The organism is Microbacterium sp. zg-YB36 (genome assembly GCF_024623575.2).
In the GTDB taxonomy this organism is placed as follows: Bacteria; Actinomycetota; Actinomycetes; order Actinomycetales; family Microbacteriaceae; genus Microbacterium.
This window is the reverse complement of the sequence record NZ_JANJFD020000010.1, coordinates 91,286-112,594: the sequence shown is the minus strand read 5'-3', so window position 1 is coordinate 112,594 and position 21,309 is coordinate 91,286. Positions and strand designations below refer to the sequence as shown.

Here is a 21,309-nt window from a genome sequence, read left to right as displayed (position 1 = left end):
GTGGGTGGATGCTGTGGTGGTCACTGCTTGACGCTTCCCGCCGCGAGACCCGACTGCCAGAAGCGCTGGAGCAGCAGGAAGACCACGATGAGGGGGATGACAGCGAGGAGGGAACCGGTCAGGACCAGAGTCTGGATGGGCTCGGCATTCGTGCCGGTGGACTGGGCATTCCATTGCGCGAGGCCGACCGTGAGGGGATAGAGCTTCGGGTCGGTCAGCATGATGAGCGGCAGGAAGTAGTTGTTCCACGTGGCGACGACAGAGAAGAGCAATACCGTCACGAACCCTGGGCCCAGCAAGCGCAGCGCGATCGACCAGAAGGTGCGAAATTCCCCAGACCCGTCCAGGCGCGCGGCCTCGAGGAGCTGATCGGGGACCGCTTCGGTGGCGTACACCCACGTGAGGTAGAGCCCGAAGGGGTTCACGAGAGACGGGATGATGACGGCCCAGATGGTGTTCGTCATCCCCAGGTTGCTGAACAGCAGGAAGGTGGGCAGAGCCAAAGCGGTCCCGGGGATCGCGACAGCACCGATGATCACGGCGAACAATGCCCGACGTCCGCGGAACGCGTACTTCGCGATTCCGTAGCCTGCGAGCGTGGAGATGATGGCACTACCCGCACCCCCGAGGACGACGTAGATGAGGGTGTTTCCGAACCACCGCGCAAAGACGCCGTCGTCGTAGGCGAACACGCGGCCGATGTTGTTGAAGAGCTCGAACGACGATCCGAATGACAATCCGAATGTGGAGAAGAAGTCGCTGGAGGACTTGCTCGCATTGATGACGAGGTAGGCGAGTGGGAGCAGGGTGTAGATGCCGAGCATCGCGACGACGAGCGTGAGAATCGGCGAACGGCGCTGTATGGGTCGACGGCCGCGGACAGCGGAAGTCTTGGCGCTCATCGCTGCTCCGCCCGCATGCCGCGCAGCTGCACCGTGTAGGCGATCACCGCGGTGATGATTCCCAGGACGATGGCGACCGTGGCCGAGAGGTTGTATTGCTGTCCTGCGAAGGACAGGTTGTACGCGTACAGGGTCGGGGTGAAGTCGCTCGTGATGACGTTGGGCGCGAGAGGCCGCAGGAGGTTTGGCTCGTTGAACAGTTGGAAGCTTCCGATGACGGAGAACATGGATGTGATCACCAGGGCACCGCGCAGTGCGGGGATCTTGACCGCGAAGATCGTTCGGATCGCTCCTGCCCCGTCCAGCGAGGCGGCTTCGTACAGCTCCTCCGGAATCGTGCGGAGGGCGGAATAGAAGATCAGCATGTTGTACCCGGCGAATGACCACGTCACGATGTTCGCGATCGCAGCGAGCACCCATTGCGGCGACAGCGGGATGAGCAGATCCATCCCCAGGGCGTCGTTCATCGTCCCGACGAGACCGTACCGGGGTCCGTACACGAACCCCCAGATGAGCACGGCGACGACTCCCGGAACCGCGTAAGGGAGAAAGAGGAGAATGCGCCACATGCCGGACAGGTGGAGCCGTCCACTGTCGATCGCGAGAGCCGCCAACAGCCCGATACCGAGCATGAGCGGGATCTGCACCAGCATGAACGCCACCACGCGCCCGATGCCACCCCAGAACGACGGGTCGGTGAAGACATACATGTAGTTCTCGAAGCCGACGAACTGCTCGCCGCCGACGAAGGTCGTGCGGAACAAGCTCAGGAAGAGCGCGTAGACGACAGGCGCGACAATGCCGATGAGAAACACCACGACAAACGGGAGCACGAACAGCCACCCCGTGCGTGTGGTCGCTGTCATGGCGGATCTGCGTCGGCCGCGCGTGCGCCGACTGTCGACGATGACTGCCATGTGAGGGTGCTCTTCTCTGGGTCTCGAATGGGCTCTCATCACGTTAACTTTGTGAATGCGACAGACGGCGTGCGTAATCGACGCAGTACCTGGACGATTCGCTGATGATGGCGCGCGCGACGGCCCTCGGTTCGCGTGGCTACCGGTCCGTGGCCGCCGCGCGCCGCGCTCGTGGGCTAACGGCATTCGCCTCGATTGGTCGAGAGTGTTTCGCCCTTATGTGAACTCGATGGTCGCGTTCGCGTTGTTGAGAATGACGACGGGCGTGATCGCCGGATGCCCCGCGGCGGCGATCCTCGCCCGGTCGAATCGCAGCAGCGGTGTGCCCTCGGTGACGCGCTGGCCCTTCTCGACCAGGGTGTCGAATCCGTCGCCCTTCATCGCGACCGTGTCGATCCCCACGTGGATGAGCAGCTCGGTGCCGTCGCCCAGCACGAGGGCGATCGCGTGGCCGGTGTCGAAGGTCGCGCCGATCGTCGCGTCGGCGGGTGCGATGACGGTGTCGCCGGTCGGCTCGATCGCGAGCCCCGGGCCCATGATCGCCTCGGCGAAGGTGGCATCCGGAACCTCGGTGAGCGGCACGACGCGGCCCTCGACGGGCTGCCGCAGCCGCACCGTGGTCGGCGGTGCGTCGGTGAGCACTGCCGCACCGCCGGCATCCAACGATGCGCCCGGTGCCGTCGATGCCCGCTCGGGAGCGGCACCCGAGGGCGCCACCGCCCGGCCGGACATGATGTCCTCCATGGCATCCTTCACGAACTGCACGTTCAGCCCGTAGACGACCTGCACGGACGTGCCGCCGGGCTTCATGGTGCCGGCGGCGCCGGCGCGCTTGAGTGCGGTGTCGTCGACCTTGCTGACGTCGGCGACCTCCATTCGCAGTCGAGTCGCGCAGTTGTCGAGGTCGACGATGTTGTCCTTACCGCCGAGCGCGTCGAGGAAGCGGGAGGCGGTGACGAGGTACGCGTCGTCCTTGCTGCGCGTGTCGAACTCGGTGCCCTCTTCGAGGATGTCGTCGTCCTCGCGCCCCGGCGTTTTGAGGTTGAACCGCTTGATGAAGAAGTAGAAGACGGCGAAGTAGACGATGAACCAGAAGACGCCCATCACCGGGATGAGCCAGGGGTTCTGAGCCATGGGGTTGGTCCAGCCGAGCACCAGGTCGATGAAGCCGCCGGAGAACCCGAAGCCCATCCGCACCGGCAGTATCGCGCTGATGGCCATCGAGATGCCCATGAACACCGCGTGCACGAGGTAGAGCACCGGGGCCAGGAACATGAAGGCGAACTCGAGCGGTTCGGTGACCCCCACGAAGAACGAGGAGATCGCGCCGGAGAGCAGGATGCCGTAGGCGATCTTCTTGCGCCGGGTCTTGGCGGTGAGGTACATCGCCAGCGCCGCGCCCGGCAGGCCGAACATCATCACCGGGAAGAAGCCGGTCATGTACTGGCCGGTGACGCCATAGGTGCCCTCGCCGGCGAGGAAGTTGTTGAGGTCGTTGATACCGGCCACGTCGAACCAGAACACCGAGTTGAGTGCGTGGTGCAGGCCGACCGGGATGAGGAGACGGTTGAGGAACCCGTAGATGCCGGTGCCGAGCGGCCCGAGCGTCACGATCCACTCTCCGAAGACAACCAGCCCCGTGTACACGAAGGGCCAGATGAAGAACAGTGCGATCGCGACGATGAGCGAGAAGCCGGCGGTCACGATGGCGACGGAACGCTTGCCCGAGAAGAACGACAGGGCGTCGGGCAACCGGGTGTCCTTGAAGCGGTCGTAGCACCACGCGCCGATGAGGCCGCAGATGATGCCGACGAACACGTTCTGCAGCCGCAGGAACGCCGGGTCCACCTCATTGACGTCACCGACGCCGGTGAGCAGCGCCACGGTCTCCGGCTTGAGCAGGGTCGTGACCACCAGCCACGACACCAGTCCTGCCAGCGCAGCCGTGCCGTCGGATTTACTCGCCATCCCCAGCGCGATGCCCACCGCGAACAGCAGCGGCATGTTGTCCAGGAGCGCACCGCCCGCCGCGCTCAGGAAGGTCGAGACGAGGTTCGCCCCCGCCGCCGACGTGATCCAGTACCCGATGCCGGACAGGATCGCTGCCACCGGCAGCACGGCCACCGGAAGCATGATGGACCGTCCGAGCCTCTGCAAGAACTTCATGGTTGCCTCCGCGCTCGCTGATCACCCGTGGACTCGATTGTCGACATCCACGGAGAAATGCTCTCAGACGACGGGCGATGGGTGTGGCTTATCTGCGTCGTGCTCGGTACGTGAGGAAGGCGGCGATGTAGGTCAGGGGTGCGTTCCAGCGGATGCAGATGTCGTTGGTGACCTCGGAAGTCGGTTCGTCCACGTAGCAACACTGCGCGGGGAGCCCCCGCAAGCGGTCATCGTAGGGGAAGTCCGGATGCGGCTGCGAGTTCGGCCCTCCCGCGAGCGCGCCGGGCGGCGAAGGCGGCAGGGAATCATCGAGATCGTGCCCGAACTGCCGTGTCCGCTGATGGCGCGTGTCGTCTGTGCCGTAGCCGGTGATGTAGCTCTGCCCCAGCGGATTGCGACCCAGCAGATAGCTCATGCCTGCTGCAACGGCAGCCCGATAGCGCTCTTCGTCGGTGAGCAGCGAAGCAACGGCAATCACGACGAGATTGTTGAGCAGGCGCCCGTTCGAACCCCACCCCCAGCCGGCATCCGGAGCGTAGGGCTGGCCCCATGGTTGGCCGGCGGCCACAGTCAGCAAACGGTCGGCGGCGGCGATGACGCTGTCCCGCACGTTCGCGAGTCCGGGAAGCGGGAAGCCGTGGAGGGCAAGGTCCAATCTGCCCGGCGCGGCGACACGGTCGAAGTCGAACCCGTCGAGATCGAAGACGTCGGAGTTGTGCCAGGCTGATCCAGCGAGCTGCTCGAGATAACGCGCCTCGTGCGTCGCGATCCACAGTTCCGCGCTGGCCCAGTAGTGATCGTCGGACGGATCCTCGTCTGGATAGGGGCCGCCTCCGAAAAGCGCGTGATCGTCGGGCGCGAGCAGGTTCGGGTGTGCGATCGCAGCGTCATACGCCCTCGTCGCTGCTGCCATCAGGCGGTCTGCGAAGGTCGGATCGGCCTCTCGGAACTGCCTCGCGCCGTGCGCGGCAACTGAGGCGAGGTGAAATGTCGCCGCAGTGGACGGGCGGTGCAGCACACGAAGCGTGGGATCGTCGTGGGGCAGTCCGGGAAGTGGAGGCCACGCCGTCCCATGTATCCGGTGAAACGCCATCCCCGGCAACGGCTCGCGCGCAGGCATCTGCATGCGCAGCATCCAGTCGAGCTGCCAGCGGCACTCCTCCCGCACGGCAGTGACGATCGAATCGGGTGCCGTCGACGGCGGAAGGAAATCCAGGATGCCGAGCAGCTGCCAGCACGCGATACTGCCGCTGGTCATGTACTTTCCGTAGTCGCCCGCGTCGTACCAGCCCCCTGAGACGTCGAACGTGCCCTCGCAGTGCCAGCCGGGGTACAACCTTTCCGCCTCCGGTCCTGTCCATGCCGCGACCGCCGCATCGCCGCTATTCGGAGGCGTGTTCACGTGCCCCGCGGGTCGGGAATAGCCCGGTAGGACGTCCTCGGTAACCGGGATGCCGGACCGCATCAGCCGAAACACGCGCAGCGAGTCCGCGAACAGACCTGCATAGATGTCCTCCGCGACCCGGAACGGATGGCTGCCGAACCCCGCAGAGGTCAAGCGCAGGCAGCTGCCGGGTGCGGCGATGCCGGCGGATTCCAAAGTGTGGACCGTCAGTGCGGAGCCAGGCTCCGGCCGAATCGGCCAGGGCTGCGAGCGGCCCGTGGATACGACGGTCCCGTCCTCGTCGATCACCGCGAAGTCGACCGCGTCCGACCTTTCGGACACCAGCGTCGCCTGAAGCGGCTGCCCCGGTAGATACCCGAGTTGGTTGACACGTATCGCTGGACGGCGCGCGATCACATCCTCAAGCACCCACGGCGGCCAACCCACGCCTCGACTTTATGAGACGCGACCGCGTTCCGCGCGCTCACGATCGTGGTTGTTTCGGTCTCGGCCACCAGCTGCGGTCTCACGGGGGGAGGGGCACGCCGAGCGGCCCGCTCGTCAGAGGGTGGAGGGCGCGGATGCCTCGGGGCCGGCGACGCCGCCGAGGCGTGCGGCCAGCCGCTCACGCGCGCGGCCGAGGTGCAGTTCGAGCAACGCCGCCGCCGCGTCGCCGTCGCCCGCTTCGATGAGCTCGAGCATCCGCTCGTGCTCACCCGCGATCAGTTCGGTGGGCAGGAGCGATGCCCCCTGCACCTGCGACATGCAGAAGACGACCTCCGAGGCGAGGGACTCGTAGACGCCGCTGGTGCGCACGCTGCTCAGCGCGTCGACCAGGCTGCGGTGGAACCGCATGTCGGGGTCCACGATCTCCAATGGCGAGGCATCGACCAGCGCGGCGATCTCGCGGTTCGCGCTGCGTGCGGCATCGGGCACGCGCTTTTCGGTGGCGAGGATCCGCAGCACCTCTGCCTCGATGATGGCGCGGGTGCGATAGATGTCGCGCGCGTCGTCGGGCGTGAGGCGCACGACCCGGGCGGTCTTGTGGGCCCTACGTTCCAGCAGGCGTTCGCGCACGAGGTTCTCGATCGCCGCCTTCGCTGTCGGTCTCGCGACGGCGTAGGTCTCCGCGATCTCGACCTCACCCAGCGTCGTGTCGGGGGCAAGCTCGCCGGACAGAACGCGGCGGCGAAGCTCTTCTGTTACTGCATCGATGACCGAGACGACGGCGATCCGAGCGACCAATATTCTCACGCTCCGTTCTCCGCGCAGAAAACGGCGGTAGGACCAGGGTACCTCCAGGCTGACATGGGTACTTGACTTACACGGATACTTGACTTACATGTGCACTTGTCAGACAATAACATCGAGTCGCGCAAAGGATGCGCGCTATTCCGACTCGAAGGGGAGTCCTCGTTGTTCCAGCAGATACTCGATCCGGTGTTCGGATCCCTAGCGCTCTCTGCGCTTGTTGCCGTCATTCCGCTCGCCACGCTGTTCGTGATGCTGGGGGTGTTCCGGGTCAAAGCGTGGAAAGCCGCGCTGACCGGTCTCGCCCTGACGATCCTGTTCGCCGTGCTGGTGTGGCAGATGCCACCGCTGCAGACACTCAGTGCCACGTTCGAGGGCGCGTTGTACGGGATCGTCCCGATCCTGTGGATCCTCGTCAACGCGATGTGGGTGTACCGGCTCACGATCATCACCGGCTGGTTCGAGGTGCTGGGTGACCGGGTCCGCGCGATCAGCAACGACCAGCGGATCCTCGCGATCCTCATCGCCTTCTGCTTCGGAGCGCTGCTGGAGTCGCTCGCCGGGTTCGGTGCGCCGGTGGCCATCTCGATCGCCATGCTCATCGCAGCCGGAATGGCGCCGCTGAAGGCGGCCATCGTCTCGCTGCTGGCCAACACGGCTCCCGTCGCGTTCGGAGCCATGGCCGCACCGATCATCGCGCTGTCGGGCGTGACGGGCATCGACGTGCACCTGCTCTCGCAGATGGCCGGCCGTCAGACGCCGTTCCTCGCCATGTTCGTGCCGCTCATCCTGGTGTTCATCGTCGACGGCAAGCGTGGCCTGCGGCAGACGTGGCCCGTCGCCCTCGTCGCGGGCATCGCGTTCGCGGTATCCCAGTTCGTCACCGCCAACTTCATCGCCGTCGAGATCACCGACGTCGTCGCATCGGTCGTCACCGTCATCGCGGTGCTGGTCATGCTGCGCTTCTGGAAGCCGGCCACCACGGTCGGGTTCGACACCGAAAGCGGCACCGACGCCGTGGCAGGCGCGTCCGGTGGAACGCGCAGCGGTGGCGGTACTGCCGTGCAGGTCGCCGAGGCAGTGCGCATCGACCGCACCACGCGTTCGAGCGGCAACCTCACCTGGAACGCGGTCATGCCCTACGTCGTGATCATCGCGGTGTTCTCCGTCGCACAGATCCCCGTGATCAAGAAGGCCATCGCCGAGGTGGCGACGCTCGCCTTCCCGTGGCCGGGCCTTTCGATCACCAACGCGGCAGGCGACCCGGTCTCCACGACCTACTCGCTCAACGTGATCGGCACCGGCGGCACACTGCTGCTGCTGTCGGGCATCATCGTCGCGCTGCTGTACAAAGTCTCCCTGCGAGACGCCGTCGCCGCCTACGGCGAGACGCTGCACCAGCTGCGGTTCACGATCCTCACGGTCGTGGCAGTGCTGGCGCTCGCCTACGTCATGAACTTCTCCGGTCAGACCCAGAGCCTCGGTGCCGCACTCGCAGCCACGGGCGGGTTCTTCGCGCTGCTGTCGCCGATGATCGGCTGGCTCGGTGTCGCCATCACCGGATCGGACACCTCGTCCAACGCGTTGTTCGGTCTGCTGCAGGTCACCGCCGCCGAGAAGGCCGGCATCAGCCCGGTCCTCATGGCCGCGACCAACTCGTCCGCCGGCGTGCTGGGCAAGATGCTCTCGCCGCAGAACCTCGCTGTCGCGGCAGCCGCCGCGTCCATGGCGGGCAAGGAGGGCGACCTGTTCCGCAAGCTCATCTGGTGGAGCCTGGGCCTGCTCGCAGTGTTCACCGGGTTCGTCTACCTGCAGTCGACGCCGGTACTCGGCTGGATGGTGCCGGGACTGTGAGTACCGCCACGCAAGCTCGTACCATCCCTCTCGAAGGCAGCGTCCCCGCCGCCGTGCGAGGGGCGATGGGCGAGGCATCCCGCATCAAGACCCGTGCGATCGACCGTGTGTCGTACGCCGCCGATGCCTCGCACTTCCTGCTCACCCCGAACGCGGTCATTGTGGCCGAGGATGCCGCCGAGATCGCCCGGGTGCTGCGCGCCGCGAGCGCCAGCGGGTCCCGCGTGACGTTCCGATCGGGAGGCACGAGCCTGTCAGGACAGTCGTCCGGGGATGACCTGCTCATCGACACGCGCCAGGGTTTCCGCCACATCGAGGTGCTCGACGGCGGCAAGCGCGTGCGGGTGCAGCCGGGTGCCACGGTGCGGCAGGTCAACATGCGCCTGCTGCGCCACGGCCGCCGGCTCGGTCCGGATCCGGCGAGCGATGCGGCCTGCACGATCGGCGGGGTTGTCGCCAACAACTCCAGCGGCATGGCGTGCGGCATCACCGAGAACACCTACCGCACGCTCGAGTCGCTCATCTTCGTGCTGCCGTCGGGGACGACCGTCGACTCCGCCGCGCCCGACGCCGATGCGCGACTCAAGGAGAGCGAGCCGGAGCTGTTCGAGGGGATCGTGCGCCTGCAGCGTCGGGTGCGCCAGAACCCGGAGTCGGTCGCGATCATCGCGCGGCAGTTCGCCATGAAGAACACGATGGGCTACGGCGTCAACGCGTTCGTTGACTTCGAGTCCCCGGTCGAGGTGCTCACGCACCTGCTGATCGGCAGCGAAGGAACCCTCGCGTTCATCGCCGAGGCGACCTACCGCACCGTGCCGATCATGCCGAAGGCGAGCACGGCGCTGGCCGTGTTCGCCACGCTCGATGACGCCACGCGGGCCCTGCCCGACCTGGTGGCGACGGGGGCGGCGACGCTCGAGCTGATGGATGCCACCAGCATCCGGGTGGGCCAGTCGTTCGCCGACGCGCCCACGCAGATCCTCGGGTTCGACGTCACCGCCGAGGCCGCGCTGCTGGTGGAGTACCAGGGGGGAAGCGACGAGGAACTCGCCGCACTCACGGCCCGCGGTGCTCAGGTGCTCGGCGGTGCCCCGCTGCGGGCGCCCGCGGTGTTCTCGCCCGATGCGGCCACCCGCGCTACGGCGTGGAAGCTGCGCAAGGGCCTCTACACGACGGTCGCCGGAGCCCGCCCCAGCGGGACGACGGCGCTGCTGGAGGACATCGTCGTGCCGGTGCCGTCGCTGGCGTCGACCTGCGAGTCGCTGCAGGTGCTGTTCGAGCAGTACGGCTACCGCAACAGCGTCATCTTCGGTCACGCGAAGGACGGCAACATCCACTTCATGCTGACCGATCGCTTCGAGGGCGACGCCGCGCTCGGCCGGTTCGTCGGGTTCACCGACGACATGGTCGACCTGGTGCTGGGGGCCGGCGGAAACCTCAAGGCCGAGCACGGCACCGGGCGGGTCATGGCACCGTACGTGCGGCGCCAGTACGGCGACGAGCTGTACGACGTCATGCGCGAGCTCAAGCAGCTGTGCGATCCCACCGGCATCCTCAACCCCGGCGTGATCATCGACGACGGCACCGACGCTCACCTGCGCGACATCAAGCTCTCCGAGCCCGTCGAGATCGAGGTCGACCGCTGCGTCGAGTGCGGCTACTGCGAGCCGGTGTGTCCTTCCAAAGACCTCACCCTCACGCCGCGGCAGCGCATCGTCGTGCGTCGCGCCATGGTGCGAGCCGAGGCCGCGGGCGATCACGCGCTGGCACGGTCGCTGGATCGCGACTACGACTACGCGGGTGTGGAGACCTGCGCCGTCGACGGCATGTGCGTCACCGCCTGCCCGGTGCTCATCAACACCGGCCTGCTGGTCAAGCGGCTGCGCCGCGAGGGGGCCAACCCGGTGCTCGATGCCGGCTGGAAGGTGGCGGCGAAGGCCTGGGGTCCGGTCACACGGATCGGCTCGGTCGCGCTGACCGCGGCCGACGCGGTGCCGGCCGGACTGGTGCGAGCGGTCACGACCGTCGGCCGTGCCGTGGTCGGCACCGACACCATGCCCGACTACACCGACGATCTGCCGGCCGGTGGCAAGAAGCGCCGGTCGAAGGTCGGATGCCTCGGCGGGGGAGATGGCGCCCCCATCGCGGTGTACCTGCCGGCGTGCGTCAACAGCATGTTCGGTGCGGCCGGTGACGGCATCGGGGTGACCGAGGCGTTCACTCGACTGGTGGAGCGGGCGGGTATCCGCGTGCTCGTGCCCGAGGGGATCGAGTCGCTGTGCTGTTCGACGCCATGGACCTCGAAGGGGTTCACGGGCGGGCGCGACGTGATGGCAAAGCGGGTCGTCGACGCCGTGCGGGAGGCCTCCGGCGATGGGGAACTGGTGATCGTCAGCGACGGCGCGAGCTGCACGGAGGGCTTCGCGCACATCTTCTCCGACGCCGGGCTCACCTACCGCACTGAGGATGCCGTCGATTTCGTCGCCCGCCTGGTGCTGCCGGTGCTGGGCGAGGTGTCACCGATCGTCGACTCGCTCGTGCTGCATCCGACCTGTTCGTCCACGCAGATGGGGCTGAACCCGGCATTGAACGCCGTCGGCGCTGCCGTCGCGTCGACAGTGACAGTGCCCGACGCGTGGGGATGCTGCGGGTTCGCCGGTGACCGCGGGATGCTTCATCCCGAGCTCACTGCGTCGGCCACGGCCGCCGAGGCCGCCGAGGTGAAGGCGCTGGACGCCGACGCCCACGCATCGTGCAACCGCACGTGCGAGATCGGCATGTCGCGCGCGACCGGCAAGGAGTACCGCCACGTGCTGGAGCTCCTTGAGGAAGCGACGCGCCCGGCGGTGTAGAGGGTGGCCGGGACCGCTGCGAGGGCGCGGTCCCGGCTCACCGCCCGTCGACGATGGACATGAACCCCGCGAAGGCGAAGGTTCCCGGCACCAGATACAGCAGCAGCAGGGACGTGACCCACCATGCGACGGCGCCGAGCAGGGACAGCAGGCCGTTGCGCTCACGCACCGCGAGTCGGCGTCCGTCCGGCCCGATGCGGGGCGTCGGCGGCCGCCACGGCTCGGATGGGTTTTCGAGCGTGGCCCGCACCGCGGCCAGCGCCCGCGGCACCTCCTGGCCGGGGACCCGTTCATCGACGTAGCGGCGCGCTCTCGCGATGATGCGCGGGGCCACGTTGGTGAGGATGCCGTCAAGGGACTGCCAGTGCTCCGGCTCGGCGAAGTCGGCACTGGGCGAGGTGAAGAACACGAGGAAGTCATCGACGATCTCGACATTGAAGCGCGATGCCTCATCGATGAGAGCCGCCATCACGTCGGGCGTGAGGACGTAGAGCGCTTCCTGCCGGTACTGCACCGGCGAGTACGCCTGGAACCAGCTGTCGAAGTCGCCCTCCAGCGAGATCCGCTGACCGCGGTCGATCGTGGTGGGCAGGTCACTACCGAGCCGGTTGTTCGATGTCGCGTCGAGGATCACGTGCGGCAGCGGTGCCGGCAGCTTGACCGCGATGTATTGCCATCCGCTGGAGCGATTGGCCCCGCGCAGGATGTTGCCGAACTCCACGTCGGAGGCCGTGAATCGCGGGTACGCGCGCACATCCGGGTTGCCCGTGGTGATCATCGATCGGAACGTGGCGGCCTGAAGCGGCTGCTGTTCGAAGCCGTTCGCCAGAGCGGTCAGGGTCTGCCGCCACTGTTTGAGGCGTGCGCGCGGTGACGGGGGCTTGGCCGCCCAGACATGCATCCGGTAGGTGCCGAAGAGCCATACCGCGAGGATCACCATGGCCGCGAAGAGTCCGGTGATGTCGGATGCGGTGGCCTGGCCGCCGTGATAGGAGTCGACGCTGATGCCGTAGACCATGAAGACGATGCAGAGATACCAGAGGATCAGGCAGTGATTCACCCGCAGCAGCACCTGCCGCTTCGTCGGCACCCAGCTGGGTCGTGACGTGCGGCGCACCGTCGCCATCGCGGCCGCGACCTCGTCTTCCGGCGCGGTCAGCCAACGCAGATCCACCGTCATCGTCCCCTTCGCCGTGCAGGGAACGCCCCCAGCTCGCCCGCTAAGTCAAGCATCGATCGGCGGGCGAGGCGGCGCGATGTCGCGATCGAGCCGACGCGTTCCTCAGCGGGGCGCGCCGGCGACCCCGAGGAAGCGGATGAACACCGCGATCCAGCCGAAGACCACGGCAAAGACGATGATCTCGAATGCCGTCAGCGAGAAGTACCCGACGGCGAACAACACGACCGAGGTCAATGTTGCGGCGAGGTAGGCCCAGGAGGAGACGAAGTAGCTGCGCGGCATCCCGCGCAGCATCCTCGGCCCGGTGATGAGGAGCACCAGGTACATCGCCGCCATTCCGGAGGCGGACACGTTGTGCAGGATGAAATTGGCATCGAAGGTGAAGATGCCGACCCCGGCGAGCATGACTCCCATGATCACGAACATCGTGGACACGAACCCCGGCGCGCGCGGATTCGCGAGCACGCCGCGGCCCACGAGGTCGGTCATGTCGTGGGCGACGTACACCGCGAATGTGGTGACCAGCAGTCCCGCCGCGATGAGCGTGCCGTTGAAGATCTGACTCGACGGGGCATCGAAGGTGCCGAGCCTGCTGAAGTGCACGAGCCACCACTGCGGATCGGGACTGGTGACCATCGAGGTCAGCACGCCGATGGCAATGAAGGCCAAGAGCAGCGCCGACATGCGCTGGGTGCTCATGCGCGCCGCGGAGAGATAGGAGATGTACACCGCGAGCCCGAGCGTCACCGCCATGAGCACGACGGACCAGAACACGATGACGGAGAGCCCGATGAACCCCAGTGCCAGCACCCGGTAGAGGGCGTAGCAGGAGAGGAACCCCAGCACGGTGTGGACGATCACCACAGACAGGGTGTTGACGGCGTACTGCCAGCGGGGCAGATCGCGCCGCCACTGCTGACCCTCCCGAGCTCGCGCGCGCCAGTAGGCGAGCCCCGAAGCGGCGGCGGTGACGATCGCCGTGCCGAGGGCCGCCAACAGGGCGAAGGGATGCTCGCCGGCCAGCGCGAGTGACGGCGAGATGGTGGCGACGAGGAAACCGTAGACCCCACCGGCGACACCGGTGCCGAGGGCCAGATACACCGCGTCTGATTCGGCCCGGCGCGTCGTGAGCACCGCGTCGCTCTCGGGAGGTGCTGCTGCGCTGGGCAGAGTCATGGCGACAGTGTGGCCCGGGCCGGCCGTCGCCGTGCTCACCCTGCTGGGGTGATCTGCCCCGGGGTCGCGCCCGCGTACTCTGCGGTTACGCCGCCGCTGACGTGGTGGCGCGGCCGTCGAGGGCGCGCGCGATGCGCATGACCGCTTCACGCAGGAGCGGACGCGGCAGGGCGAATACGAACCGCGTGTGGCCGATCGCGGCCTGCCCGCACGCGGCACCGTCGGTCATGGCGACTCCGGCGTGCTCGCGGAACCACTCGCCGAGGTCGCCCTCGAGACCGTACGCGCGGAAGTCGATCAGCGCGATGTAGGTGCCCTCGGGGAGCGTCATCCGCGCCTGCGGCACGTGCTCGGCCAGCAGTTCGGCGAGCAGCCGCCGATTGCCGTCGAGGTACTCTCGCGTCTCGGCAAGCCAGGGCGCCCCCGCGGAGTATGCCGCGGTGTTGGCGATCACGCCGAGCGTCGAGGTGCCGTGGCCGGCCCAGAAGCCGAACGTCTCCCACGTCGCGGCATCCGCGTCGTTGGAGAGGATCACCTGCGCGCACTTCAGCCCCGCGAGGTTCCACGCCTTCGACGCCGATGCGGCCGTGATCGTGTGCGATGCCGCGACGTCGGACACGGACGCATAGGGAACGTGCGTGGCGGGTCGGTAGACCAGCGGCGCGTGGATCTCGTCCGAGAACACCCGCCCGCCCTTGGCGGCGACGACCTCAGACAGCGCGACGAGCTCGTCCCTGCGGAACACCGTGCCGAGCGGGTTGTGCGGGTTGCACAGCACGACCATGCCGGCACCGTCGTCGAAGGCGCGGCCGATGGCGTCGAGGTCCATGGTCATGCGGCCATCGATCTCGATGCTCGGCACTTCGATCACCTCGCGCCCGTGCAGCTGCGGCACGAACAGGAACGGCATGTAGGCCGGCGTCGGCACGATGACGGCGCTGCCGGGGCTCGTGAACTTCTCGATCGCGAGCTCGAAGGCGGCGATGACGTCGGGAACGTGGCGCACGCGCTCGGCCGGCACCGCCCACCCGTATGCCTCGGCGTACCAGGCCGCCGTGGCCTCAGCCATGTCGGTCGCCGTCTGCGTGGGCAGATAGCCGGTCAGCCCGCGGTCGAGGGCACCCCGGAGCGCCTCGTTGATCGCCGGAGCCAGACCGAAGTCCATCTCCGCGACGAACGCGCCGATCGTGTCCGGGAACGTCGACCACTTCACGCTCCCCGCCGCTCGCAGGTCGGATTCGGAGAGGGCGTCGTAGTCGGGCTGTGGCACGGTGTTCCTCAGGTCGTGGGGAGCGTGACCGTGCCGGTACCGAGATGTTCGCGCGGCATGCGGTCGCGGTCGTAGGTGATGTCGGTGAATCCGTGGGGCTTGGGCTTGCCGTCATCGTCGAGGCTGACGAACACGATCTTCTCGATCGTGAGGATGCGCTCTCGGGTGATCATATTGCGCACCACGGCACGCATGGTCAGCGACGTCCTCCCGAAGTGCGTGGCGGTGAGGCCCATCTCGACCAGGTCGCCCTGCAAGGCGGATGCTTCGAAGTTGATCTCGGAGATGAACTTGGTGACGACGCGGTAGTTGCCCAGCTGCAGGATCGCGTAGATCGCCGCTTCCTCATCGATCCACCGCAGCAGGCTCCCGCCGAACAGGGTGCCGTTCGCGTTGAGGTCCTCGGGGCGGACCCACTTGCGGGTGTGGAAGTTCACGCCTTCGTCGGACCAGTACCAGGATGCTTCAGCCTTGCTCGTCATCCTTCAACGGTACGTGACGCAGTTGGGCGCCGGCCGGGGGCATTCTCAGGCCGGTAGGAAGTACTCCCGCGCCAGTGGCGCGATCTCGAGCTGGTCGGCATCCGCCCGCGTGACCCAGCGCAGTTCGGCGATCTCGGCGGCCACCTGCGGCTGCTGCGTGCCGATATCGGCGGCGAACACGTCGGCGATCACGACGAAGCCGGGCTCATTGGCAGCGGGGGCCTCGAACGCGCCGAGCGGCTGCAGATCATCGGCCGGAATGCGGATGCCGATCTCCTCGGCCAGTTCCCGGCTGAGCGTCTCGCTGGGCGTCTCGCCCGGCTCGGGTTTGCCGCCGGGCTGCATGAATGCCGTGGTCCCCGCCTTGCGCACCAGCAGCAGCCGGCCGTCGTCATCGACGATGACCGCCGCCGAGACATGGATGCTGCGGGCGGCCGTGCGTTCGGAGGGGGTGGGGGTCACGCTGGCACGGTAACAGGTTTCGCCCATGTGGCCGGACGTAGAATCACTTGTGCCCCCTGTGACTCCCACCACGTCCGACCTGCCGCCGAGCGGCATCGACCCGGAGGATCTCGCGGTCACGCTGAAGGTTCTTGCGGGCATGGACGAGGTCGACCAGACCCACCCCGATTACGTCGCCGTCCGCCAGGCGACCGCGGCGATGTTCAAGGCCGTGAAGAAGGTGCGCCGCCGGGAGATCCGTGACGCGATCGCCGACGCCGACCGTGCCGTGGTCGCGGCCACCGCCACGGGCGCGCCCGACCGGATCGACGACGAGACCCGCGGCATCCCGATCTCGACGGCCACGACCGCACCGACCGCGGGCACGCTGCTCAAGGCACGCGGCTGCTACATCTGCAAGCAGCCGTACACGGTCGTCGACGCGTTCTACCACCAGCTCTGCCCGGCATGCGCGGCGATGAGTCACGCCAAGCGTGAGGCCCGCACCGACCTCACCGGTCGGCGCGCCCTGCTCACCGGCGGCCGCGCCAAGATCGGCATGTACATCGCGCTGCGTCTCCTGCGCGACGGCGCCCACACCACGATCACCACGCGCTTCCCGCGCGATGCGGTGCGCCGCTTCAGCAGCCTTCCGGATTCCGCGGACTGGATCCACCGCCTCAAGATCGTGGGCATCGACCTGCGCGACCCGGCTCAGGTGATCGGCCTCGCCGACGACGTCGCCGCGGCCGGGCCCTTGGACATCCTGATCAACAACGCCACGCAGACCGTGCGGCGCTCGCCGGGTGCGTATCAGCCCCTGGTGGATGCCGAGCTGGCACCGCTGCCGAACGGGCCGCTGCCGGAACTGGTCACCTTCGGGCACACCAACGACCGGCATCCGCAGGCCCTGGAGCGTTCGGTGAGCGCGCACCCGATCCTCGCCGCGGCAGCCACCCGCGCCGACGAGCTGACCGAGCAGGCGATGACGGCCGGCTCCAGTTCGCTCGAGCGGCTCGCCGCCGGCACCGCGATCGATGCCGGGGGACTGCTGCCCGACCTCGAGCACGTCAACTCCTGGACCCAGCGCGTCGACGAGGTCGACCCGCTCGAGATGCTCGAGGTGCAGTTGGCGAACACGACGGCGCCGTTCCTGCTGGTGTCCAAGCTGCGTCCGTCGCTTGCGGCCAGCACCGCGCGGCGCACCTACATCGTGAACGTCAGCGCAATGGAGGGTGTCTTCGGTCGCGGTTACAAGGGACCCGGTCACCCGCACACCAACATGGCCAAGGCGGCCGTCAACATGCTCACGCGCACGAGCGCGCGCGAAATGCTCGAGACCGACGGCATCCTGATGACCAGCGTCGACACCGGCTGGATCACCGACGAGCGCCCGCACCCCACCAAGGTGCGCCTGGCCGAAGAGGGATTCCACGCACCGCTCGACCTTGTCGACGGCGCCGCCCGCGTCTACGACCCGATCGTGCGCGGCGAAGCCGGCGAAGACGTGTTCGGGGTGTTCCTCAAGGACTACGCGCCCGGCTCATGGTGAACCTGCCCGCGCCCGGCCACCGCGTCGTGGTGCGGTACCTGCTGCCCACCGGCCAGGCGACCGATGCGCTGGGCGAGCTGCTGAGTGCGGATGCCACGACGGTGGTCGTCGACGGCAAGCGCGGCGTCGAGCGCATCGCGGTGGCCGACATCGTCGCCGCGAAGGAAGTGCCCCCGCCTCCCGCGCCGCGCGTGCGACGCCCGGACTGACGCCCTCGGCGCACCTGAAGGCGGGCGGGCCAGGGGCACACGACGTCGGGATAGAGCACATACGGGAAGCCCGCAGCGTCGAGCAGCGTGAGCACGCGCTGCACGATCCGGCCTCGACCAGCACCGGATCGATGACCACGAAGGCCTTCGTGAAGCCTCGATGTTTCGAGGTCTTCGGGGATGACCGCGATCGCGCCCGCACCGAAATGCGCCAGTCCGGCGCGATCGACCCGCGTCCATAGCCGGGCTCAGTCCGTGGCGGCATCCGGGTCGGCGAGGTGTCCGCGGGGGAGGTCTCGACGGGCGAGCAGGAAGCCGACGACGCCGAGCGCCGCAGCAACGAGCATCGCGACGGCGGATGCCGCCATGTTCACCGTCGGCGCGGTTTCACCACCGAGAAGGCCGCCGAACCACGGACCCACGGCGATGCCGACGTTGAAGAACACCACGATCCCCGCTCCCGCGAGGGTGCGGGTGTTGTCCGTCGCGACCCGCATCAGCGTCGTCTGCAGCAGCGGGAAGATCGCACCCAGTGCGAAGCCCCAGACGACGAGGCCGGCCACGACCGCCCAGAGCGTTCCCGGGGCGATCGCCAGGGTGGCGAACGCGACGGCGAACAACATCAGGGTCATCGCGAACGAACTGCGTGGAAAGCGGTCTGCGAGGAACCCGGCGATGATGACGCCCACCATGCCGGCCGCGCCGTAGACGAACAGCAGCCCGGCCGCCCACTGCGCGTCGATCGAGGCGGAGGTCTCGAGATAGGGGCGGATGTAGGTGAAGGACGCGAACTGTGCCGCCGCGATGAGGATCGCCGCGACGCCGAAGGCGGCCAGGGCGGGAAGTGACGGGTCGCCCCACAGCCGGTTGCCCTTGCCGCGTGGTGGTGTCGCCGGCTGGTAGCGGGGCATGCCCCGCTACGACGACGACGCCGAGCAGCAGTGCGACCGAACCCAGCACGACGAACGTCGCGCGCCAGCCCAGCGCCTGGGCGAGCAAGGTGGCGGCCGGCAGGCCCACGACCGTCGCGGCCGTGCCGCCGGCCGCGACGATCGCCAGGCCCCGGCCCAGATGCGGCGGTGCCAGCAGGGCGCTGGCGTAGACGATCACGACGGCCCAGAAGAGTCCGTGGGAGAGGGCGGCGGCGATGCGGGTGGCGAGGGCGAACTCGTAGCCGGGCGAGAGCGCGGTCGCGAGGTTCGCCAGCGCGAACGTCGCGAGCGAGATGCCCACGACAAGCCGCCTGTCCAAGCGCGCGGTGGCACGCGCGAGCGGGATGCTCGTCACGATGACGGTCAGGGCCCATACCGAGATGAGCAGCCCGATCTGCACCGGCGGCACGCCCAGATCCGCCGACATCTCGGGCATGAGACCCGCCGGAAGGGACTCCGCCGTGACCGTGACAAGGACGGCGAGGCTGAGGATCAGGAGGGGGCGCAGCGGCAGGTGCCCCGTCTGTCCAGGCGTCCGCACGGGGGCCGTTGAGGTGGTCATGCGTCGAGGCTAGAGTCTGACACCAATGTCAATGTCAAGAGCAACGGAGCAGACGGACACATGAAGATCGGCGAACTGTCGGAACGAACCGGCATCCCCACTCGAATGCTGCGCTATTACGAGCAGCAGGGGCTCATCAGCTCGCGGCGCACGTCGAACGGGTACCGCGCGTATGACGCGTCGGATGTCGAGCTCGCATCGCGGGTGCGCGCCCTCGTGCAATCGGGGCTGTCGACCCGGATGGCGCGGATCGTGCTCGACATCGAGCGGCAAAGTGAGCAGGGCGTGCCGGCATCCTGCTCGATCGCGCTCGCCGAGGAACTGGCGGAGGAACTCACCGCCATCGAGGAGCGTCTCTCGTGCCTCAAGCGCAGTCGTGACTCGGTCGCGCGGTATCTGGACCAGGTGCGACCTGCACAGGTGCGCGAGGTGTCCTAGCCGTTCTCCTTTTTCCTTGTGGTGGGGTGTCGAGTCTGCGGCGTGCCGTTCGACGTCTCAGTGCGGGCGCACCGCGCGCCGGGAGGAGGGACTGCCATGAACGACCATCGCGCCCCGACCATCGGGGATGTCGCCGCCGCGGCCGGCGTATCGAGGTCGACCGTGTCGCGGGTGATCAACGATGACGAAAAGGTGAGTGCGCGCACGCGCACTGCTGTGAACCAGGCGGTCAGTGACCTCGCTTATGCACCGAATCCGGCCGCGCGGTCGCTGGCCCGTGCCCGGGCCGGGCGCACCCGGGATGCCACCGCGTCTTGAGGGTCTCCTCCCCAGGAGATAGTTTCGCGAGTTTTCCACAATGCGGGTGGGACCTGGGTTTTAGGCCTGTCGATGTCGGAGGGGGTCGGCAGGATTGGGGTATGAACACCTCCCCGACCACCACCCCGACCGACGTGATGTCGGCGTTCGCGGTGGTCGCGGAGATGGTGGAGACCGACCGGCAGCTCGCCGCGATCCAGGCCCGCCAACTGGTGCTGCTGGGCCGCGCCGGGGACATCGCGGCGGCGGAAACTGCCCGCATCCCGCTCTCGTCGCAGCGGGAGCGGGAACTGCCGCTGCGGTCGATGGCGGCGGAGCTTGCCGCGGCGACCCGCCGGTCGGATCGGGGGATGCAGAACCGCATCCACCAGGCGACCGTGATGCGCGACCGGTTCCCCGCCACCGTCACCGCACTGGCGGAGGGCCGCATCGACATCGGGCACCTGCGGGTGATCGAAGAAGCCGGCGCCCGGCTCACCGACCCCGACGCCCGCGCCCTGTTCGAACAGGCCGCCCTCGCGGTCGCGGAGAACGAGACCGCGGGGCGGGCGCGACCGGCGATCCTCGCGCTCGCGCAACGCATCGACCCTGTTCCGTTCGTGGAACGGTATGCGACGGCGGCGGAAGCCCGCCGGGTGTGGGTGCACGACCTGGCGGACGGTATGGCCGAACTCGGCGCGATCCTCCCCGCGCACCTCGTCCACGGGATCATGGACCGGATCACCCAGTGCGCCCGGATGCTCCTGGAACAGGACGCCGAGGCCGACGGGGCGGACCACGTGGACGGAGCGGACGCCGGGGAACCCGACGACCGCACGATGGATCAGCGCCGCGCCGATGTGCTCAGTGACCTTCTGCTCACCGGGCACGCCACCGCGGCAGCGTCCGACGGGACCGTGTGTGAGACGGATGCGATCGTCGCGCACATCCAGGTCACCGTGCCCGCCGCGACCCTGACCGGCGCGGACGTTCCCGCCACGTTCGTGGGGCACGGGCCGATGGACCCGGACACCGCCCGCCACCTCGCCTCCCACGCCACCGCCTGGCAACGGATGCTCACCGACCCCCGCACCGGCGCGATCGACAACACCGACACCTACCGGCCCTCCAGGGCGCAACGCCGGTTCCTGCGGGGCAGGGACGAGCACTGCCGGTTCCCCGGCTGCCGCGCCGCGGTGTGGCACTGCGACATCGACCACACCGTCGACTACGCCCACGGCGGCCCCACCCGGGTGTGCAACCTCGCCCACCTGTGCAAACGGCACCACATGCTCAAACACAACACCGCCTGGACCGTGGAACAACACCCCGGCGGGATCCTGGTGTGGACCAGCCCCACCGGGAGGGTCTACCGCGACATCCCGCAGCGCACGTTGGAGTTCATCGCCGCGGCCAGCAGCGGCGCACCCCCACCGTTCTAGGT

Annotated in this window: 18 protein-coding genes and 1 pseudogene; 7 read left to right on the top strand and 12 right to left on the bottom strand. The window is 68.0% G+C overall.

The window, feature by feature from the left end:
- Positions 1-20 precede the first annotated feature (20 nt).
- From NQ151_RS14230 to NQ151_RS14210, 5 genes are all read right to left on the bottom strand, one after another.
- The gene (locus tag NQ151_RS14230) at positions 21-902 is read right to left on the bottom strand and encodes a carbohydrate ABC transporter permease (protein WP_257508974.1); all 882 of its coding nucleotides are present in this window, start codon (positions 900-902) and stop codon (positions 21-23) included.
- Positions 899-1,768: a carbohydrate ABC transporter permease gene (locus NQ151_RS14225; RefSeq protein ID WP_257508975.1), complete on the bottom strand. Its 870-nt coding sequence runs from the start codon at positions 1,766-1,768 to the stop codon at positions 899-901. The genes NQ151_RS14230 and NQ151_RS14225 overlap by 4 nt, the downstream gene beginning before the upstream one ends.
- A gap of 267 nt (positions 1,769-2,035) precedes the next feature.
- Positions 2,036-3,985: an N-acetylglucosamine-specific PTS transporter subunit IIBC gene (nagE, locus tag NQ151_RS14220; protein WP_257528490.1), complete on the bottom strand. Its 1,950-nt coding sequence runs from the start codon at positions 3,983-3,985 to the stop codon at positions 2,036-2,038.
- A gap of 88 nt (positions 3,986-4,073) precedes the next feature.
- Positions 4,074-5,816 (bottom strand): glycoside hydrolase family 9 protein, encoded by a 1,743-nt coding sequence (locus NQ151_RS14215; RefSeq protein ID WP_257528489.1) that lies wholly within the window; start codon positions 5,814-5,816, stop codon positions 4,074-4,076.
- 114 nt (positions 5,817-5,930) lie between these two features.
- Positions 5,931-6,623, bottom strand: a complete 693-nt coding sequence (locus tag NQ151_RS14210) for a GntR family transcriptional regulator (RefSeq protein ID WP_308211163.1) — start codon at positions 6,621-6,623, stop codon at positions 5,931-5,933.
- Positions 6,624-6,785: 162 nt separating this feature from the next.
- On the opposite strand from NQ151_RS14210, the gene NQ151_RS14205 reads away from it, so the two are divergent.
- Both NQ151_RS14205 and NQ151_RS14200 read left to right on the top strand, forming a co-directional pair.
- Positions 6,786-8,474, top strand: a complete 1,689-nt coding sequence (locus tag NQ151_RS14205; protein ID WP_257508978.1) for an L-lactate permease — start codon at positions 6,786-6,788, stop codon at positions 8,472-8,474.
- Between the two features lie 65 nt (positions 8,475-8,539).
- Positions 8,540-11,326 carry an FAD-binding and (Fe-S)-binding domain-containing protein gene (locus tag NQ151_RS14200; RefSeq protein WP_257528543.1) on the top strand — a complete coding sequence of 929 codons (2,787 nt, stop codon included), beginning with the start codon at positions 8,540-8,542 and terminating at the stop codon, positions 11,324-11,326.
- 37 nt (positions 11,327-11,363) lie between these two features.
- On the opposite strand, the gene NQ151_RS14195 is transcribed toward NQ151_RS14200, so the two are convergent.
- The 5 genes from NQ151_RS14195 to NQ151_RS14175 all read right to left on the bottom strand — a co-directional run bounded on the left by NQ151_RS14195 (position 11,364) and on the right by NQ151_RS14175 (position 15,896).
- A complete protein-coding gene (locus NQ151_RS14195; protein ID WP_257528488.1) occupies positions 11,364-12,506 on the bottom strand; it encodes a DUF3137 domain-containing protein in 1,143 nt (380 codons plus the stop codon).
- A gap of 102 nt (positions 12,507-12,608) precedes the next feature.
- Positions 12,609-13,682, bottom strand: coding sequence for a hypothetical protein (locus NQ151_RS14190; protein WP_257528487.1), 1,074 nt, complete (start codon positions 13,680-13,682; stop codon positions 12,609-12,611).
- Between the two features lie 85 nt (positions 13,683-13,767).
- The gene (locus NQ151_RS14185) at positions 13,768-14,952 is read right to left on the bottom strand and encodes a MalY/PatB family protein (protein ID WP_257528486.1); all 1,185 of its coding nucleotides are present in this window, start codon (positions 14,950-14,952) and stop codon (positions 13,768-13,770) included.
- 8 nt (positions 14,953-14,960) lie between these two features.
- Positions 14,961-15,434 (bottom strand): acyl-CoA thioesterase, encoded by a 474-nt coding sequence (locus tag NQ151_RS14180; protein ID WP_257508981.1) that lies wholly within the window; start codon positions 15,432-15,434, stop codon positions 14,961-14,963.
- A 45-nt stretch (positions 15,435-15,479) separates the two neighbouring features.
- On the bottom strand, positions 15,480-15,896 hold the full coding sequence (locus NQ151_RS14175) for an NUDIX hydrolase (RefSeq protein ID WP_257528485.1): 417 nt from the start codon (positions 15,894-15,896) through the stop codon (positions 15,480-15,482).
- A gap of 25 nt (positions 15,897-15,921) precedes the next feature.
- Here NQ151_RS14175 and NQ151_RS14170 point away from each other — a divergent pair, with 25 nt between their 5' ends.
- Positions 15,922-17,427 carry an SDR family NAD(P)-dependent oxidoreductase gene (locus tag NQ151_RS14170; RefSeq protein ID WP_257528484.1) on the top strand — a complete coding sequence of 502 codons (1,506 nt, stop codon included), beginning with the start codon at positions 15,922-15,924 and terminating at the stop codon, positions 17,425-17,427.
- Positions 17,421-17,636, top strand: a complete 216-nt coding sequence (locus NQ151_RS14165) for a putative acetyltransferase (RefSeq protein WP_257508984.1) — start codon at positions 17,421-17,423, stop codon at positions 17,634-17,636. The genes NQ151_RS14170 and NQ151_RS14165 overlap by 7 nt, the downstream gene beginning before the upstream one ends.
- A gap of 248 nt (positions 17,637-17,884) precedes the next feature.
- Here the strand turns inward: NQ151_RS14165 and NQ151_RS14160 are convergent, their stop codons facing one another.
- Positions 17,885-18,547 (bottom strand): MFS transporter, encoded by a 663-nt coding sequence (locus NQ151_RS14160; protein ID WP_257528483.1) that lies wholly within the window; start codon positions 18,545-18,547, stop codon positions 17,885-17,887.
- Positions 18,537-19,004, bottom strand: a pseudogene (locus NQ151_RS16785) (MFS transporter); the annotation flags it as partial. The gene NQ151_RS14160 and the pseudogene NQ151_RS16785, both read right to left, overlap by 11 nt.
- Positions 19,005-19,190: 186 nt before the next feature.
- Between NQ151_RS16785 and NQ151_RS14155 the strand changes: the two are divergent.
- The 3 genes from NQ151_RS14155 (at position 19,191) to NQ151_RS14145 (ending at position 21,307) form a co-directional block, all read left to right on the top strand.
- Positions 19,191-19,568, top strand: a complete 378-nt coding sequence (locus tag NQ151_RS14155) for a MerR family transcriptional regulator (protein WP_257528482.1) — start codon at positions 19,191-19,193, stop codon at positions 19,566-19,568.
- A gap of 96 nt (positions 19,569-19,664) precedes the next feature.
- Positions 19,665-19,886: a LacI family DNA-binding transcriptional regulator gene (locus NQ151_RS14150; RefSeq protein WP_257528481.1), complete on the top strand. Its 222-nt coding sequence runs from the start codon at positions 19,665-19,667 to the stop codon at positions 19,884-19,886.
- Between the two features lie 101 nt (positions 19,887-19,987).
- Complete coding sequence (locus NQ151_RS14145) at positions 19,988-21,307, top strand: HNH endonuclease signature motif containing protein (protein WP_257528480.1); 1,320 nt, start codon at positions 19,988-19,990, stop codon at positions 21,305-21,307.
- Positions 21,308-21,309 lie beyond the last annotated feature (2 nt).